General features: G+C 35.0%; 16 protein-coding genes and 1 pseudogene. 6 read left to right on the forward strand and 11 right to left on the reverse strand.

The features are described 5' to 3' along the window. The first annotated feature begins 376 nt into the window (after nucleotides 1–376). A complete protein-coding gene (locus FPV17_RS01180) occupies nucleotides 377–1,630 on the forward strand; it encodes an aminopeptidase (RefSeq protein WP_144557487.1) in 1,254 nt (417 codons plus the stop codon). Nucleotides 1,631–2,840: 1,210 nt separating this feature from the next. Here FPV17_RS01180 and FPV17_RS01185 read toward each other — a convergent pair. The 3 genes and pseudogenes from FPV17_RS01185 to FPV17_RS22620 form a co-directional block, all read right to left on the reverse strand. After that, a complete protein-coding gene (locus tag FPV17_RS01185) occupies nucleotides 2,841–3,536 on the reverse strand; it encodes a hypothetical protein (RefSeq protein ID WP_144557489.1) in 696 nt (231 codons plus the stop codon). A 699-nt stretch (nucleotides 3,537–4,235) separates the two neighbouring features. Continuing rightward, nucleotides 4,236–4,454 carry a LysR substrate-binding domain-containing protein gene (locus FPV17_RS01190; RefSeq protein ID WP_246117098.1) on the reverse strand — a complete coding sequence of 73 codons (219 nt, stop codon included), beginning with the start codon at nucleotides 4,452–4,454 and terminating at the stop codon, nucleotides 4,236–4,238. 270 nt (nucleotides 4,455–4,724) lie between these two features. Then, nucleotides 4,725–5,390, reverse strand: a pseudogene (locus FPV17_RS22620) (YvcA-related protein). A gap of 1,101 nt (nucleotides 5,391–6,491) precedes the next feature. Between FPV17_RS22620 and FPV17_RS01205 the strand changes: the two are divergent. Then, the gene (locus FPV17_RS01205; protein ID WP_144557495.1) at nucleotides 6,492–6,851 is read left to right on the forward strand and encodes a hypothetical protein; all 360 of its coding nucleotides are present in this window, start codon (nucleotides 6,492–6,494) and stop codon (nucleotides 6,849–6,851) included. Nucleotides 6,852–7,009: 158 nt separating this feature from the next. Then, nucleotides 7,010–8,380, forward strand: a complete 1,371-nt coding sequence (locus tag FPV17_RS01210; RefSeq protein ID WP_144557497.1) for a PQQ-binding-like beta-propeller repeat protein — start codon at nucleotides 7,010–7,012, stop codon at nucleotides 8,378–8,380. 88 nt (nucleotides 8,381–8,468) lie between these two features. Here the strand turns inward: FPV17_RS01210 and FPV17_RS01215 are convergent, their stop codons facing one another. The 6 genes from FPV17_RS01215 to FPV17_RS01240 form a co-directional block, all read right to left on the reverse strand. Beyond that, entirely contained in the window at nucleotides 8,469–9,131 is a 663-nt protein-coding gene (locus FPV17_RS01215; RefSeq protein ID WP_186370693.1) for a YvcA-related protein, read from the reverse strand. Nucleotides 9,132–9,190: 59 nt separating this feature from the next. Beyond that, nucleotides 9,191–9,796, reverse strand: a complete 606-nt coding sequence (locus FPV17_RS01220; protein ID WP_144557501.1) for a YvcA-related protein — start codon at nucleotides 9,794–9,796, stop codon at nucleotides 9,191–9,193. Nucleotides 9,797–10,121: 325 nt separating this feature from the next. Continuing rightward, nucleotides 10,122–10,910, reverse strand: a complete 789-nt coding sequence (locus FPV17_RS01225) for an aminoglycoside phosphotransferase family protein (RefSeq protein ID WP_437183304.1) — start codon at nucleotides 10,908–10,910, stop codon at nucleotides 10,122–10,124. Between the two features lie 166 nt (nucleotides 10,911–11,076). Further along, nucleotides 11,077–11,508, reverse strand: coding sequence for a hypothetical protein (locus FPV17_RS01230; RefSeq protein WP_060704337.1), 432 nt, complete (start codon nucleotides 11,506–11,508; stop codon nucleotides 11,077–11,079). Between the two features lie 3 nt (nucleotides 11,509–11,511). Next, complete coding sequence (locus FPV17_RS01235; RefSeq protein WP_186370694.1) at nucleotides 11,512–12,303, reverse strand: MerR family transcriptional regulator; 792 nt, start codon at nucleotides 12,301–12,303, stop codon at nucleotides 11,512–11,514. A 76-nt stretch (nucleotides 12,304–12,379) separates the two neighbouring features. After that, nucleotides 12,380–12,679: a hypothetical protein gene (locus FPV17_RS01240; RefSeq protein WP_060704335.1), complete on the reverse strand. Its 300-nt coding sequence runs from the start codon at nucleotides 12,677–12,679 to the stop codon at nucleotides 12,380–12,382. Between the two features lie 157 nt (nucleotides 12,680–12,836). Between FPV17_RS01240 and FPV17_RS01245 the strand changes: the two genes are divergently transcribed. Continuing rightward, entirely contained in the window at nucleotides 12,837–13,628 is a 792-nt protein-coding gene (locus FPV17_RS01245; protein ID WP_246117181.1) for a MerR family transcriptional regulator, read from the forward strand. A gap of 144 nt (nucleotides 13,629–13,772) precedes the next feature. Here the strand turns inward: FPV17_RS01245 and FPV17_RS01250 are convergent, their stop codons facing one another. Further along, nucleotides 13,773–14,204 (reverse strand): DinB family protein, encoded by a 432-nt coding sequence (locus FPV17_RS01250; RefSeq protein ID WP_060704333.1) that lies wholly within the window; start codon nucleotides 14,202–14,204, stop codon nucleotides 13,773–13,775. 347 nt (nucleotides 14,205–14,551) lie between these two features. On the opposite strand from FPV17_RS01250, the gene FPV17_RS01255 reads away from it, so the two are divergent. Together FPV17_RS01255 and FPV17_RS01265 are read left to right on the forward strand one after the other, a co-directional pair. Continuing rightward, a complete protein-coding gene (locus tag FPV17_RS01255) occupies nucleotides 14,552–15,001 on the forward strand; it encodes a GNAT family N-acetyltransferase (RefSeq protein WP_144557507.1) in 450 nt (149 codons plus the stop codon). Between the two features lie 461 nt (nucleotides 15,002–15,462). Continuing rightward, a complete protein-coding gene (locus FPV17_RS01265; RefSeq protein ID WP_144557509.1) occupies nucleotides 15,463–16,941 on the forward strand; it encodes an Lsa family ABC-F type ribosomal protection protein in 1,479 nt (492 codons plus the stop codon). Between the two features lie 99 nt (nucleotides 16,942–17,040). Here FPV17_RS01265 and FPV17_RS01270 read toward each other — a convergent pair whose 3' ends face one another. After that, nucleotides 17,041–17,823: a CPBP family glutamic-type intramembrane protease gene (locus FPV17_RS01270; RefSeq protein WP_246117182.1), complete on the reverse strand. Its 783-nt coding sequence runs from the start codon at nucleotides 17,821–17,823 to the stop codon at nucleotides 17,041–17,043. Nucleotides 17,824–17,919 lie beyond the last annotated feature (96 nt).

Below are 17,919 nucleotides of genomic sequence, written 5' to 3' on the forward strand. Positions count from 1 at the left end.
TCTGCGACTATAGTTGCAGTTAAAGCAAATGCAATAGCGTCGCCTCCTTAAATAATTTTTGAGCTAAGGGAATTAAACCATGTTACTATTTGCGACATAATAAATAAAAAATAGCTTTAATTCAAAATCAAGTTAGTGAAGAATAAGACGTGCCCAAAATGCAGGGAGGAATAATTGAGTTTGAAAGTAATGATCCTCTAAAATAAATTTTTATTAAAATTTGATAATAATTCTACTATTAAGAGTCCAGAATTTGAGAAAGGCTCTGCTCTTAGATCACCTATTCTATCTGTTTATTCTTGACTTCATTTTAGTTGGTATAATGAGAATATGACTAAATAATCATTATATATACGAGCTAGGAGCTGAGTGTGCAATGATGAAAAGGAAATATGAGCTTGTTTGTGAAGAACAGTTGAAAAAGTATGCAGAGCTTGCTGTAAGAACGGGTGTAAATGTGCAAAAAAATCAATTAGTAATTATTCATAGTGACATAGTAAATGTTACGTTTGCACGTTTAATACAAAAAGCAGCATATGGTGCGGGTGCTTCAAATGTAATTATTGATTGGACAGATGAACAGTCTACCAAAGAATTCTATTTACATGCAGCAGATGATGCCATTGACTACTTTCCCGATTGGCAGTCTGCCCGCTTTAAGGAATGGGACAATGCGGGTGCTGCTTATATCCGTATTATTTCTGAAAATTTAAATGTCTTTAAGGGGGTCTCTCCAAAACGAATGGATCGTTTCCAAAAGACATCTCGCACCAAGTTGAAAAATCATCACGCAAAGATTAGATCCCACGAGGTACGTTGGTGTATTCTAGCTGTCCCATGTTTTAACTGGGCATCTCAAGTATTTCCCTACTTAAGTAAAGAGGAAGCTATGAAATCATTATGGCAATTAATATTAAAAGGTGCTCGAGCAGATGGAGAAAATCCTATAAAAGATTGGGAAATCCATGACAAAGCCTTCGAAGCTCGGAAGAAATTTTTAAATGATAGCCAGTTTGAATCACTGCATTTTACGAATAGCCGAGGAACAGATTTGTTAATTGGTATGCCTGAAAAACATCTCTATATAGGCGGGGGTGTTTTAGATAAAAAGGGAGTAAAGTTCTTCCCGAACATTCCCACGGAAGAAATATTTTCCGCTCCCCATAAAAATAAAGTGAAGGGCACGTTAGCAGCAACTAAACCACTTATCTATGAGGGAAGTGTCATTGATGATTTTTACCTAACATTTAAAGATGGACGGATTACTGACTACTATGCTGCCACTGGACAAAAAGCGTTACAAAGTCTCATCGAAACAGATGAAGGTTCATATTATCTAGGTGAGGTTGCCTTGGTCTCTAACGACTCTCCTCTCTCTAAGACAGAAACTCTTTTTTATAACACTTTGTTTGATGAAAATACGACATGCCATATTGGAATCGGAAACGCTTCCCCTTCTAACCTTGAAAATGGCAACAACCTATCGGAAGAAGAGTTAAAGGAAGCAGGTCTGAATATTTCACTTTTGTTGGTCAATGTGACATTTGGTACCGATGATATGAGAGTAATTGGTATTAAAGAAGGCGGTTCTGAAATTCTACTGATGAAGGGCGGGGATTTTCAATTCTAATCTTTCTACTTCTTAAAAACCAGGCAAACGCATTATAAAAAGGCTTGAACTATTAAACTATCCCGCCCCGTTAGTTAAACAAATGTGAAGGTGAAATGAGGTGGATTAACTGAGGATCTTTTGAAACACTCTTATTTTTGAATCTAGTTTCTACTACCATACTGTGCTAACTAATCTGCAAACCAAATTGCTAACAAATTAATAACAAGCAGATGGAATTAATGAGATCGAACAGGGGAGAGAGCTACTAACACTCCTATACTCATGGGCTTCATGGAAAAGTGAAGCCCGTGTAAAACCCTTGATACAGAAATGGTAAGACACGGTAATGCGTGAATAATAGAGGAGTCTACAGACGAAGACTTATTGAAATTTTATTTAGATAAATTTAAATTTAAATCTAAGGGGATGTGACCGCTAAGTTGTATAGCGGTTGACACTATTACAAAAAAATACTTCAGAATTTACCCAAAGTGAGAGGCAGAAAGTGATTATTGATGCTGATAGACAAATCTATGATTTTTTTTCGCGATTATATGGACATGATATAGTACTTGAACAAATGAGAAAGTTGCGTTGAAGAAGTGAAAGCCTTCTGAAGAAAAAAAGAGCCGTTTTCAACTAACCCTTGTATTAAATTTCTATTTTCTTCTTTTTATATAACCGTTCTTTAAATTGTTCTAAGGATGTAATCTTATCATCCGTACTGCGTCATAGATATCTACACTAAAAAATGTTTCGCGATATAAAGGATGACTATGCAATTGATTCTTTAATCCTAAAATTGAATGTCTACTACAATTATCGACTTCGTAGTATCCATAAACTGTGGGGTAATGTGATAAATTCTTTATAGAATTAAGACTATAATAAAAAGCTTTGATTTAAATTTAAGGATTTGAAGTTGTTACTAAAGTACTTTTTTAGAGCATAAAGAGATTGAGTATAATAGTTAAATAAAAAAAGCCACATAAAATGGCTTTAGTAGAGGTCATACTTAATTATTTTTTTATAAACTTAATTATTGCCCCGCCTCCTAAGAATACTAATGATGTACCGAATGTCCATCTTAATAGATAAACCGTCGCTTCTAGTGGGGAAGAAACGGCTATTGAATAATCATAGGATATTAGTGGTGTTACGAAGAGTCCAATGCAAAAGCCAACATAAAGCCCAGTTATAGTTAATTTAAATAGATTCATTGTTCTATTTAGATATCCCTTGACCACTCGACAAAAGGATCTTGTGAGCTTGGTTGATTGTATTTCCCTTTATATGTTTTTTCTTTACCAATTAAAGGTTTATAATAAGCAGTCCAAGTCCCAGAATCACTGAAAGGTGTGTTATAAAATTGTCTAGATTTCTTTGAACTACTATTCGGGGGACCTGAGAATTTAACCGTTGATGAATATGTTTTAGTTTTACTATTTGTTAAACTTCTTGAGACTTCAGCGGAAACACCATTAGGTAAACTAACGCCACCAGTAGCAGAATATGTTTTATTATTTTCAATTTTTATAGTAGTTCCTAATGATTTAGTCTGCCCTTTTGCTACCGATGTTAGGAATTTTGCTGGTCCATTTACTCGTGCAGAGAATTTTTTAGTCACCCTAGTTGAGAAAGTACTAATAACGTCTTCATCTAACTCATCTTGAACACCAAGATCTACATCATGAATAGTTATATCTTCAGAAGTCTCGTCTAGATCAGCACTTTGATCAACAATCATTTGTAACAAATCATCATCAACATCATTGACTATTTCCGGTTCTATTGAAACATTAATCTCTTGATTGTTTTTGTCAACAATAATTATTTCTTTGTTATCCTCGCTTGCATAGCTAGTTGAAACAATACCTAAGCTTGCAATAATAGTAATTATGGGTATCGAAAGTTCTTTTAACAAAACATATCTCCTTTATTGTTAATACAGTATTTTCCTCTACTAAGTTAAGTATAAGAAATTTTCTATTTTTTTCAATGTGATTTTCATTTCTTTATAAAAACTTTAGAATTGAGGTATAAGCCAATTGAAATTATTGCTACTGCAAACTATTAAGATTATAACTTTAAATAAGTGGTTTGATGTTAACAATTTTGATTTAGACTGAACACTATTATCCTGAGAAATTTACGGTGCATGAATTATATCAGCATTATTCAACAGAAAAAATCGATGCACAGAAAGAAAAGTAGTTGATTGAAACATACGAAAATCTAGTTTTGCAATTTTCGATTCAATGGTTTCGCAGTCATTTGTTATCCAAGAAATAGAAGGATAAAGTGTTTGATTATGGCTCCAATGGTGGAGAAAAATTAAAAGGTCGAACCGTGGCACTAACTGTGTAAGCAAGTATCCGAGCGAACGAGTACAGCGGAGTGTTATATACTAGAGCAAATATTAATTCCGTTAAAAACCACCTTTTACTATTGTCAGGTAGATTGTCGTTCGATCTATGCATTTTATGGATAAGAAAAAATCTGGACGGAACAGAAGAGGAAGGTATATAACCGGGGGAAAATGGATTTGAACGTAATACGATGGAATATATTAAATTTTTGAATGATTTATAGTGAAAAAACCCGACAGCAAAGTGCTCCGTGTTTATACCTGTGATTTTATTTCATTAAATACGGCTAAATTAGCGGATACATATTTATCTTTATGAAAAGCAGTATAAATAGATACATTTTTTTCTGGTATAGTCGTGCTTATTTCCTTTAATTCTTTTCTTTCGATTTCATTTTTTACCGTGGAGTGTGGAAGAAAGGATATACCTAAGCCGCATATTACACATTTTTTTATTGCTTCTATACTCGGCAATTCTATTTTTTCATCGACTCAGCTTGTGTTTTCAAATAATCTATCCATGATAGGACGCCAGCTATTTATCTAAAGATTGTGCTGAGAATGTTTCTAGTGCAGTACAAGCATTCAAATCCTATGCAACTGATTCCGAGGAGAATGTTTCATCATATTGAAGTTCAGTCAGTTTGTTACGAATAGTTGTATCAAACTTCATTTTGTCACGAATAGTTGTATCAAACTTCATTTTGTCACGAATAGTTGTATCAAACTTCATTTTGTCACCTACTAGGAAAAAGATATATTTTTAATAAATGTTTCAAAAAAACTTCTCTCTTCTGAATCATTTATTTCGCAACTTCCTCTAGATTCATCTATACAGTTAATGCGAAATATAACGGACAAGAACTGTGTGCCCTCTTTATTTTGTACAAGGGCAAAGTATCGATTAGCATGACTTTCATCTGGGTTAGAGATAACAGCTTCTTTTCCATCCATTGTAATATTGGAAGGACCGAAAAATATATTTGTACTCTCAGTAGTCAATTCTTCATAGTTTCTTTCAAAAGCAAAATCATCTAATAATCTTTTTAGTGTGATATCAGATGATTCTTGATCACTCATGCCTTAATACCTTATTTGGAAGGATCTTTCCAATCCACTATCAGTATAGCTGGATTCAAAAAAATTCATCAACTCATGGTGGTCCTTACTAATGTAAAGGGGAGGTTCTTTTTCTAGATAAAAGTTTTTTGGAAACCATAATGTATACTGTCCGTTTCCAGACCTAAAAAAATGAAAGCCTTCACCTGTATCGATGTCCTCTTGGATGAAGCTGCTTGTGAAATTGTCTTTTAATGCTATATCGCCTTGTTGCCTCATACCTCTAGCCAAAAATATTCCTCCTAAAATGACGAAGATTGCTAAAGCGCAAATAATAATTGCTTTCTTCATTGCTTTATTCACCCTTGTATTAGTTATCGTTGTTGCAAGATTAAATAAAGTGTTAGAAATCACTATACAAAAGTCACTTTCGTGATACAAATAAACAAAAGTTGTTATCGGTTTCGGCTTTAATTCGTTCAAAGCTTTTATCTCTCTCCAACTTAGAAAGAGAATTAGTGTTAGTCTTCAATTATATAGGAAAATTTGGAATTAGACCATAATTAATGAGTGGAAAATGGAGTAGAATTAGTTTTTATAATTATTGAGTAAATATAAGAGGCATTGATAGCACCGCATGTTTTAATGGCAAAAAGGATCTAAAACCTTCTTGGCTTCTCTACTTTAAATGCATCTACATGTCCGCAATTACCACAGAATGTGGCGATGAGATTGGAACTAGCTAGAAACCGGGTGATTCTGGCGTAACCAGAGAGTTTTCCTGTTTTTTCTTTCGTACTACCGCATTCGGTACATTTGAAATCAGACATTCATACCACCTCACTTTTAACAATATTTACGTTAAAAATGAGCAAAGGTTCCAAATTAAATAAGCAAATGACTACTTACAGCGCCTGCATAGCTACATCATCTTCGGTAAAAGCACGTTCATAAATAACTGATAACCTAAGATACCAATGGATAAGCCTACTGCAAAAATTATAAGTGCTTTTCGTTTTGTTGACATTTTTAAGTCACCTCCTGCACAAAGGTATGATAAAATCTACGACTGAGACCAAAAGAAAAAAGCCTTAAAAAAAAGCTTTATTTTTTCTCGAGTTCAGCTACTCTTTTTTGTAGATTTTCAATGTTTTGATCTCGCTTTGCAATGCTAGACATAGTAAAAGCAGACATTGCAACAGCACCTGTAGCTATGGCGAAAGCTATAATGCTTATAGTATCGATTTTAAATCACCTCAATTCGGAATGTTGAATGGTTTCATAGTAACATATTTTTTCTTAATTGAATGAAAATCTAGTGGAATTCTGTCGCTAGGAGCGAATTGGATAAATTACGAAGCGAACTATGCTTGAAAATGGGCTGTTCATATTCATATTAAGTAGAAGATTAATGTAAAACTCATATTATATGAAAGAAAGGGGGTTATGACAATGAAGAATGAAAAAGCATTACTAGATTATATATCGCTGGCTAGAACGTATAGCGATTCACAGGAAAGAGGTGATTTTACAAAAAGCAATAAAGCAGCTGATCGTTTAAGAAACATGATGAAAAAAATACAAAGTGATCCATTAATGGCTAAACAGATGATTGATAGTTTAATGACTCATACTGATCCCAATGTGCTTACATGGACGAGTATTCTCGCATTTGACATGAACTATCGTAAAAAAGAATTCGCACACATTTTAAAATCTATTGCTAAAGACAAATCGATAGGCATGCAGCAGCTTGAGGCTGAAATGATACTTAAAGAAATCTATCATATCCATTTCCTATCGAAACATTAGTTAATTCCTAAGGTAGTACATTCTTATTTCATTACATTAGTGATATTTTCGCAGTACGACCAAAAAGTGATACATAAAAATTTTTGAAATAGGGTAAAGAACCATTGATCGTTAAAACATAATTTTAAAAATTCTATAACATCAAGGAGGAATTTATCTTGCAAAAAGCACTGAAAGTAGTAATAGTTGCATCAATGACCTCAACGCTTCTAATTGCTTGTAGCAATGATGAAAACGCTTCTTCTGATTCAAATGATTCAGAAGAACTGACAGAGGAACAAGTAGGAAGTAGCGAAGGCTTACCAGAAAGAAGAGATTTTGATTCGGATGATGAAGAAGATGGAGAAGACGAAGATGAAGATGAAGAGTCTTTAAGCCAGCCTACATCTTCAGAAGTTCTTGTGCATTTTGATGATGCTGAGCTAATTGATTTTGACGATATTGATGATAATTATGCAAAGACTATTTCTCAAGAAGGAGGCATTGATAATGTCGTTTACTATGGAGATAATGAATTGCTAACAAGTGAATTCGGTAAAGGCGCTTACCTTTATGACATAAATGAGGGTGATACCGTTTGGCAGGATACCTATTTTCACACTAATGGCTACCTCAAATACCGTAATAATTTGCTTTATACGAATAATTTGGAAGGACAGATTGCAGCAGTAGATATATGGACTGGAGAAACACAACGTACATATGAATACCGAACCGAAGAAGATGGGGCAGCCATCCCTACTGATATTTTTATCTTTGATTCTTTGTTGGCTATTAACTTTGAACAGATGTTAAAGGTTTACGATCTTGAGACTACCGAGCAGTTATGGGAGATTGAATTTAGTACCCATTCCAATCTCTTAGAAGTTGATAACTTGTTGATGTTTGAGACGTTTGATTCAGATGTTGTCGCACTAAATAAAGACACTGGTGAGGAAGAATGGCGAATTAACGAGCCAAATTCTTATTCTTCAGGGGGCGGAGAACAACCGTTTGTAGTGGACGATACACTGTATGTCTTTAGCGAAAACTTTGCCGATACATTTAAGCTAGAGCTCTATGATCTAACGACTCAAAACAAGAAAGATTCAGTTGAGTTAGATGGACGTTTTTTTGCGCGTGAAGAACCGGTTGTAGCAGAAGAAACCATATTCTACAGCAGCAATACGGATTATACGAATGGAGACATTGTTGCATTAGAAAAAAGTTTAGATCAAGAACGTTGGCGCATTGGGAGTGAAGGGTATATAAAACAACAATTGCTTTATGACAATGGTTTTTTATATGTGATAGTTAAACCGGATGGAGAGTACGGTGAGCTCTCTCATCTAGTGGTCATAGAAGAAGAAAGTGGAGACATCGTTCTAAGAACTGAGATAGGAAGATTTGAACGGTCTATGGCACAACATCCAGAAGAAAATGCCTATATAGATAATGGGAAGCTTCATATTTTTTTAAGTGAAGGTGGAAATAAAGGTAGCTTTCGTATTTACGAACCAACAGGAGAAATTAATCGGTCATTTGAATAATGGGTAAGAAGAAAAGTCGCCGTTCGGCTGCTTTTCTTTTTTCTATGGATTCATTATTTTCTGGTGTAAACTCCATCTTTTTCACCTTCTAACGGAATTCAATGTGATTAATAAATGTTTCAAAAAAACTTTCTTCTTTTTTTGTATCAATTTTACAAGTCGCTTGTTCAAGACAGTTTAAGCGATAGTAGACGGATATATGTTTTGTTTTATTCTGATTCACAACTAAAGCGAAATACCTATTAGCGTCATGATCTTGGGAAGGTAAAGTATGAACATTTTTCTCATCTATTATTTGATAAGATGAACCATGGAAAATCTTATTGCCTTGATGATCTAATTCAATATATTCATCGTTGTAGGCGGTATCCTTTAAAAGCAGGTTTAAATTAGTTTCTACTAAATCGGCACTTATTCCACTCTCATATCTAATTTGAATATGTCGTTCAATCCCGTTCGAATCGGTGCCGTCCTCATAGAGATTCAGCAATTCATAATGATCTTTACTGATATATGATGGTGGCTCATCTTGAAGATAAAAACCCTCTGGGTACCACATAGAATAGTGCCCGTTTTGTGATTCAAAGAAATGGAATCCTTCATCTGTTTTAAGATCTTCTTGTAAGAAGCTACTTGTAAACCGGTCACTTAAAGCGATATCATCTGGTTGACCTATACCTCTAACCAAAAATGTCCCTCCTAAAATGACGAGGAGTGCTAAAGTGGAACTAATAAGATATGTTTTCTTCATTGCTTTATCCCTTTGTTTTTGTTATCTTCTTTGCGAAAATAATGTTCTATTAGATTTGCTCATCTCTCTTGGAATTGAATTTGAGTAATAAATGTATCAAAGAACGATTTTTCTATCGCAGTATCAATTTCACACGTCGTTTGACCAATACAATTTAATCGGTAAGAGATGGTCACTGATTTTGTATCATCTTTATTTACGACTAACGCAAAATGTTGGTTTGCTTCATGTTCAGATGGGGAAGATGTAATAACTTTTGTACCATCCATTTTTTTATGAGATGAACCGTAATAAATTTTATTTGAGTCGTAATTTATTTCAGTATATTCGCCGTTGAAAGCAAATTCATCAAGAAGCAAATTTAAATCAGTATCTATTAATTGAGGATTTAGTTCCCCAGAATATCTCATTTGTATGTGGCGTTCAATTCCGTTCGAATCGGTGCCGTCCTCATAGAGATTCAGCAATTCATAATGATCTTTACTGATATATGATGGTGGCTCATCTTGAAGATAAAAACCCTCTGGGTACCACATAGAATAGTGCCTGTTTTGTGATTCAAAGAAGTGGAATCCGTCATCTGTTTTGATATCTTCTTGTAAGAAGCTACTTGTAAAGCGGTCACTCAAAGCGATATCATTTGGTTGACCTATTCCTCTAACCAAAAATACCCCTCCTAGCATGACGAGAAGTGCTAAAGCGGAACTAATAAGATATGTTTTCTTCATTACTTTATCACCCTTGCGGTATTGCTCAATTTTCACTTTTTCCCTAAATGGAGAGTCAGAGTTAGTTTTAATTATATAGAATAATTTGGAATTAAACCATGATTAGTGGAGTGATGAATGGGTGAATTGAGCGAGAAAAATTTGGTGCAACATTCATTGATTTTCAAACTGTAACATCTAATTAGTTTGATTTTAAGTGGTTTCTGCATAAAGAGCTCACCTTATTTCGGTAAAGCTCCAGTTATTTGAGCAAGACATTTTTTTACATCCACTCTTTCCCATGTTCACGAATAAATGTAATGTCCTTTTGATAATGTTCAAGGTGTCCTTCATCGATCATTTGCTGAAATGCTGTATCACCTTCAGCGGCTTTTCTTTTTAAGGTTTTGCATAATCCTTCTAATCGGAGCAACACCATTTCTAAGATTCCTTTTCCTATACCCTCAATACCATAGGATTGAAAAAATAGTGCAACCCGTTTTTTTATACGGTCGGCATCTTTTAAGGGGTCATAGTAAACTACCTCACCTGTTTCAGTAGGGTAAAGTCTACTTAAAGGAACGCAAGTGTACAGAGTATAGGCTATATCCCAAAGTCTTGGACCAGGAGCAGCCATATCAAAATCAATAATACCTATGGGCTTTCCGTGGTTGAAAATAATGTTATAGATAGCAAAATCATTGTGACATATGACTTCAAATGGCTGAGGGGTGTTATCAATTGGTTGCCAACTTTCTTCGATTGGAAAATTAGTCACGGCATGATGATAGCGACTAAGCATTTTCGCTATCGCTTTTAAAGCATCATTAGACCACATGTACTTTTTGGGAGGATAATTCCCGGTTGTTCCTTCAATAAATGATAAAATCTCTCTATCTTTTTCATCAATACCTAGAAATTTCGGTGCATACTCAAACCCTTCTTTTTCCAAATGCTGAAGTAACGTATGGATTTTAACACTATCGGGCTTTAATCCTCTTCGAACCGTATCTCCTAAACGATATACATTTGAGACATTTCCGCCTGTTAGTAACTCTTCGTTTTCGTTCAATTGAATTTCCCTCCAAAACTTAGGAACGATGTATTTTTTACTCATTACTAAAAGCACATATACTAATGAGTGGAACGTGCTTTAAACCCCTGATAAATAATAAGGTGATTCCTGTTCAATGTTCCACGATAAATTTAGAAGAGCCTTCGAAGGAGCGAAGTCTTTTTTACTGATAGGACAATATATTATCAATGAACTTGTTCTCGCAAGCAGCTGTTGCTGATGTTCCTTCGCTATGGTGAGTAGCCACTTCTTTTCCATCGTATAAAACTTTACAGGATATCCAATCGCCATCTTCTCCAGCGGTAGCTTTAACGGTGGTTGAACTTATCGGAAATGCTGTGTCAGTGGAGATGACAAACGTTTTTGAATAGGGAATCTCGATGGCTGTTTCGGTAACGGTTTGAGGGTCATTTCGACTAGTAATGTCTACCTCCAATTCAGAGGCATACGAAGCGTCACTTTCAATGATCACTTCTATGATTAATCCCTCATTTTCAATCGGTTGGCTACTATCCTCTTCCTGCTCAACTACTTTACATGAAGCAAGAGTCATACTTACACTTATTAGTAAAAAGGAAAGAAGCTTAGACTTCATTCATTATGTCTCCTTTCGTTCTTTATTTTCGGACCGTGTCTTTTCATAGTGGTGAAACATTTTATCCATATAAGCGGTTACTTCTGTATTCATACCAAGTACAAGTTCATTATCGCTTGAAGGGGTTATGAGTTCCCAATAAAAATTCATTAGTTCTTCATCGCCTTCAAACAACTCAAGTGTTTTGGTATAAAGCGTATGAGCTATTTGTTGGACATCATTCGATCTCGGGTCTTTGTGCAAAATGGTTCGAACATCGTTGAAACTAGATAGTAGGTCCTCCAGTCTAGGATCGTCACTACCGATAACAGGTAGTCTATCAAGGATCCCCTTTTGTTCTTCTGTAATAGCTAATGCTTCATCAAAGCGAGCTGGTATAACCCCATTAACCAAAGTTCTTCTATTTAAATCTTCTATAACGTCAAGCATTTCTTGTGGTTCCAGATGTCCTTTTAATTTAATAACGTGTATCGTTGCATTTAAATAGTATTGTAATCGACTTAATCTCTCTTTTTCGGCTTCAATCAATGTAACTTGCTCTGATAAAGAATGAATCCATGTTTGATTCTCTGCAATCTGACTGTCAGAGTCGAAAAGTTTCTTTATTTGCTCTAACGTATACCCAATTGATTTTAATAACAAAATTCTTTGTAATTGCGAAATGGCTTGTTCATCATAATACCTATACCCATTATCTTTTATTAAAGAAGGCTCTAAGATGCCAACATCTTCGTAATGATAGAGTGTTTTCTTACTGACACCCATTTTTTTAGCTAATTGTCCTATTTTTATCATGTTGCCATCCTCCATACTGTGATTATAAACAATAACGTTAAGGGAATAGTCAATCATTGTTTTGTTGATTCAAGCTTTAAGGTGCAAAATCAATCGTTCCAGTGAACAAAAAAATGATCCAAAGTACAATGAAAATGGGAAAGGAGAGAGAAAGAATGAGGGAAACGATTGGTATGAGTTTTTTATCAGACTTAATAAGGGAAATGAGTGAAAGCGTAACACCAATGGCAGTAAGGGCAAAGACAATGTAGTCACCGTACGTGCCAATCATGACGATTCTTGTAGGCGTTACAAAAGTGAAACACATACAAGCTATACCAATGATGAATGCGCTATACGTTAGGTTTTCTAGAGCGAAAATAGTTTTTGATTTCATACAATAGAAACCTCCCTCAGGATCGTATGTTTAGAGTAGCATTAATTGAATGAAAATAAACGGTTTTTTCCAGCTAAAATGGTCTTAAATAAATACTTGCTATTGACGTAACGTCAGGTGTTAGAGTCTAAATAGAAAGGGAGTGAAGGTAGTGATAATGGAAAGAAAATACTCGATTGGAGAATTTGCAAAACTGACGGGAATGACTGAGCGAACGCTGCGGCACTATGATCAAACAGGGATATTGAAACCTGCTGAATTGACGGAATATGGGCATCGCGTTTATAACAACCGTTCCATTATCCAGCTGCAGAAAATACTGGTATTAAAGTTTTTAGATTTATCACTAGGAGAAATTTTGGCGTATGTGGAAAGCCCAGAACAAGATTTAGCACAGACAATAGCCGAGCAGAAAGAAATGCTGCTAGAAAAACAAAAGCAGATTGACACGGTTATACAAACGATTACTCAAGTTCAAGAAACTGTTTCCGGGTCAGATTCTGTCGATCAAGAATTATTGCTTGTCCTTATTCATGCCTTGAAAAATCAAGAAATACGACATCGCTGGTTAAGTGAACATGAGTCTGACTCTGTGTATAATAGGCTCCACTCTCATACAGTAGAGCTTGAGTTGAGTAAAGAAATGACAGTTTGGTCTAGTAAAATGAAACAATTTATTCATGCAGGTAAAGCACCTAATGATCCTGACGTTCTAGCACATACCGAAGCCTTAGTATCAACTTTAAAACCAGAAGTCAAACCACTTTTAGACAAAGGGGCAAGAGACGAACTTAAGAAGGGGGAAGGTTCTTTATTTAAGTCTAATCCTTATTTATTCCCGAGTGCGTTTAACAAGGAGGAGGAACGGTTTATAGAAAAGGTTATTCATGAACTGATCCTCAGTAACATGCCTGGTAATCAGAAAGGTGATAAGAACGGATCTCTTTAGTTGAATGAGAAGCATACCTCTTTTTATCGGGTATGTTTTTTCATTTGGGTTAGTTCATCTAGTTCTCATCGATAGCCCGAAAGTGAAGGGGTTTTGAATCAATAGATCATTTGGTATTGGGGAATAATGAGCAAACAGAAAAACTTAAAGATGCCAGTCGGTTACCCATGTTTCTGGCAACTTAATTCCGTTTGCCTTAAGTGCGATTGAAAATTGTCCTTGATGTATTCCCTCATGTTGTACAGCTGTACTATAGACCTCATCCAGAGTTATTTCACTTCCATTAAATGTTATGTGTTTGTAGTAGCACGTTTTGAAATTCTCTAGTAGGGCTGCACAACTGTTTTTTAGTTCTAATTGTACATTAAGTTTTGTGGATGGAAGACTACCCGGAAATGAAATGTTGCCAGACTTTAATCCTTCACAATAGACGTTACGTACTCTAATCATATGGATAAATAATTTTCGCAAGCTACCTAATTCTTCTAGTAAGGATACATCCCAATGTTTTTTATCAACTGAATAGGCTAATTCATTCGTCATTTTCATAGCGTATTCTAGGCCATCTGTCTTCATTTTAACACTCCTTCGTTCTTACTTTTTTTTGCATACAGTGGTCTATCATAAGGCATTGATGCTTACGACTAACTATTGTTTTCTATTCGCATATAAAGATACCTTTTAATTCTAAATTATTTTTTGAAAAAGACTCAGTGCATTTACTGAAAAGGCGCTGTTACAGAAGTAGTATTTAGATAACAAATAGGGAGATAAAGAACGTTAGAATTAAGTGACGACAGTTTATAATAGAGAGAAACGATTTGTCCTTAAGGAGTAATGAGACATCGATTGACTCGGCTTTATCATTAAATTTAGTAAACACTAGAAGTTAAAATCGATGCTGAAGAAAGAGGTTTTTAAAATTGAGAGTAGCTGTTCTAAATAAGCATGATTTTGTGGAAATGAGAATGCTTTTCCTAGATGTATTTACGAATGATCCGTGGTTTGACAAATGGAGTAGCGAAGAACAGTTAGATGCATATATGAGAGATTTAACAGAGAACACGAATTCTCTATCTCTGGCACTTTACGACGAAAATGACGTTCTCATTGGTTGCTCCTTAGGTTATGTATTTAATTGGTGGGAAGGGCGAGAGTACTTTATTAAAGAATTCTTTGTGTCAAGAAAGGAACAAAATCAAGGAGTCGGTAGTACATTCCTGGAGTTAATGGATTCGAAATTAAAGGCTATAGAAATTAAATTTATCACGTTAAACACAGAAAAAAATGTCCCGGCTTATCGTTTTTATCAAAAAAACAGGTTTTCTGTTTCAAACGACTCTGTTTTTATGGTTAAAAGACTTGCTGAATAACAGATGTGTATAGGGTACGTTTTGTTAAGAGTAAAGTGAATTATAAATAAGTATCTTTACATGATCGATAGAACATGTTATGTTTCGTACTACTGAATAGTCGTGAAGTGGAGGTGAAAGCAATGTTAACTGTTTTTAGGATTTTATATGGAATTAATGTAAAAATTGGAAAAGGTGTTGCGGGAAACGGGAGAAGTCTGCCTTTTTTTTCATCATATTTCTTACAAAAACAGTTATCGGCGCTTCATTTCTAAACCAACTACATTTTCCTTTCACGACTCAATTTTTGCTCACGCAAGGTTGGGTCGGTCATAGGTAAATTTAGTTGAGTAAGACACCGATGATTGGATCGGTGTCTTTTTATGTGGGAAATAAATGATAAGGTTTGGCTATCTCCTTTTTAACGCATGCGCACTTCGAGTGTCTGTAGTAAAAAAATGCTATTAAAAGGGATGATAGATATGTCAGTTATACACGTACAAAATGTAACGTTTTCTTATCCAAGTCATTTTGATCCGATCTTTGACGATGTAAGCTTTCAGATTAATACAGACTGGAAGCTTGGATTTATCGGAAGAAACGGTAGGGGAAAAACAACATTTTTCCATTTATTGCTTGGTAAGTTCGAATACAGTGGGAGGATTGACGCTTCCGTTGAGTTTAACTATTTTCCTTATGAAGTGGAAAATAAAAGTAAATGGACACATGAAGTCTTAGAGGAAATTTGTCCACAAGCGGAGGATTGGGAATTTCTCCGCGAAATAGCGTATTTAGGTGTTGGTGCAGAAGTGATGTATCGACCATTTGAAACGCTATCTAATGGGGAACAGACAAAGGTATTACTTGCTGCACTTTTTTTGAATGAGGGTCAATTTTTACTAATTGATGAACCGACAAATCATTTAGATACGGAAGCGCGTAAACTCGTTTCAACTTATTTGAAGAAGAAAAAAGGGTTCATATTGATCTCTCATGATCGGCATTTTTTAGATGGTTGCGTGGACCACATCTTATCTATAAACAGATCAGATATTGAGGTGCAAAGTGGGAACTACTCTTCTTGGAAATTAAATTTCGATCGACAACAGGAACATGAACAAGCTACAAATGATAGACTACAAAAAGATATAGGAAGATTAAAACATTCCTCCAAACGGTCTGCTGGATGGTCTCACCAAGTAGAATCTTCAAAAAATGGAACGACGAACGCTGGTTCTAAATTAGATAAAGGCTTTGTTGGACACAAGGCGGCTAAAATGATGAAACGAGCAAAGAATATAGAAGCGAGACAGCAAAAAGCCATTGACGAAAAATCAAATCTCTTAAAAAACATTGAAACCGTGGATTCTCTAAAGGTAGAGTCGTTAGCTTACAAAAATAAAGACTTGATTCAAGTAACCGATTTGTCGATCCTATATGATCATCATGTTGTAAATGAACCGATCAGTTTTACGATTCAACATGGCGATCGTATTTTACTGGATGGCAAGAATGGAAGCGGAAAAAGTAGTGTGTTAAAGCTGATTTTAGGTGACGCTATACAGTATAAAGGTACTGTAACCAAAGGGTCTAACTTACGGATTTCATACGTTCAGCAAGACACTTCTGGTTTAAAGGGAATGCTTTCTGACTTTATTGAAAAGCATCGTCTTGATGAAACCTTATTCAAATCGATTTTAAGAAAAATGGATTTTGAGCGGAACCAATTTGAGAAGGAGATCAGTAACTATTCAGGTGGACAAAAAAAGAAACTATTAATCGCTAAAAGTTTATGTGAAAAAGCACATCTATACATTTGGGATGAACCATTGAACTTTATTGACATCTATTCACGAATGCAAATCGAAGCGTTAATAGAGGAATTTTCCCCCACGATGCTGTTCGTTGAGCACGATAAGTCTTTTCAGCAGTCCATTGCGACAAAAGTTGTTTCAATGTAAGAACAAGAGTCAAGGAGGGGAGAAAATGAACCCCTCCTTGATTTTTGTCTGTTTTAAATGTAACTAGTTGAAACCAAGTTGCTGACAGATCAACTATACTTAGGTGCTTTGATTTCTTGTATACAGGCACTCTTTATAATTAACTATTATTATGATTAGCGCAATTAGTAAATAGAATAGAGAAGTAACTGTTAAAATAGTTAGTAATTCCCCTACTTGTATGGCGATTGTGAAATTGAAGAATTGATGGATTGAAATAGGGATTAAAAGGTTTTTATGTATAGTGAAAAAGGCTGTTATTATGATTGAAATAGCCATAATACCAATCAAGAAAGAGAAAATATACTGCAATAAGTGTATTCCTGTATAACCTGATAGAAACCATAACGGTGTATGCCAGAACCCCCAAAAAAAGCCAACAATAATTGATGAAATCAAAGGGTTGTAAACTTCTTGCAATTCTTTTAAAACAAATCCTCTCCATCCTAATTCTTCTCCGAGGGGTCCTAATAGTAAATTGTAACCGAAGATTATAAGTAACGAAGTCCATGAAGCAAGTAGTTGGTCATATACAGGAATGTCCCAAATGAAATAGGTTGTAAAAATACTGCAAAGCAAGACGATTAATGACATCATACTAATACTGAACATAGTAGACCATTTAATTCTCTTATTAAATTGTCTTTTAACAAATAGCCATAAATTTTCTTCAGGATAGATTCTTCGAAACATCAACACAAAAACAAACGTTGACGTCCAAGAGGAGAGCACAATAAATAGATCAATTAGAAAATGCGACTCGAGCAAAAACATTAGGAAACCTATAAAAAGAAGAAGAACATAGAACATCATATAAGTGCTCATGATATATTCCTTAACCATTTTCAACGTTTAAGCACCCCCATAATACTAAATAGCCAATGGAACAGTTGACGACTACTCCACTGGCTATAAGATTAAACTAGGGTGTTACGCCCA

This window comes from Shouchella miscanthi (assembly GCF_007725405.1).
Classification (GTDB): Bacteria; Bacillota; Bacilli; order Bacillales; family Bacillaceae_D; genus Shouchella; species Shouchella hunanensis.

Coding starts and splice junctions, on each gene's coding strand:
- FPV17_RS01180 (WP_144557487.1), top strand. CDS start 377: ATGATGAAAAGGAAATATGAGCTTGTTTGTGAAGAACAGTTGAAAAAG.
- FPV17_RS01205 (WP_144557495.1), top strand. CDS start 6,492: ATGAAGAATGAAAAAGCATTACTAGATTATATATCGCTGGCTAGAACG.
- FPV17_RS01215 (WP_186370693.1), bottom strand. CDS start 9,131: ATGAAGAAAACATATCTTATTAGTTCCACTTTAGCACTCCTCGTCATT.
- FPV17_RS01230 (WP_060704337.1), bottom strand. CDS start 11,508: ATGAAGTCTAAGCTTCTTTCCTTTTTACTAATAAGTGTAAGTATGACT.
- FPV17_RS01235 (WP_186370694.1), bottom strand. CDS start 12,303: ATGATAAAAATAGGACAATTAGCTAAAAAAATGGGTGTCAGTAAGAAA.
- FPV17_RS01240 (WP_060704335.1), bottom strand. CDS start 12,679: ATGAAATCAAAAACTATTTTCGCTCTAGAAAACCTAACGTATAGCGCA.
- FPV17_RS01245 (WP_246117181.1), top strand. CDS start 12,837: ATGGAAAGAAAATACTCGATTGGAGAATTTGCAAAACTGACGGGAATG.
- FPV17_RS01250 (WP_060704333.1), bottom strand. CDS start 14,204: ATGAAGACAGATGGCCTAGAATACGCTATGAAAATGACGAATGAATTA.
- FPV17_RS01265 (WP_144557509.1), top strand. CDS start 15,463: ATGTCAGTTATACACGTACAAAATGTAACGTTTTCTTATCCAAGTCAT.
- FPV17_RS01270 (WP_246117182.1), bottom strand. CDS start 17,823: ATGGTTAAGGAATATATCATGAGCACTTATATGATGTTCTATGTTCTT.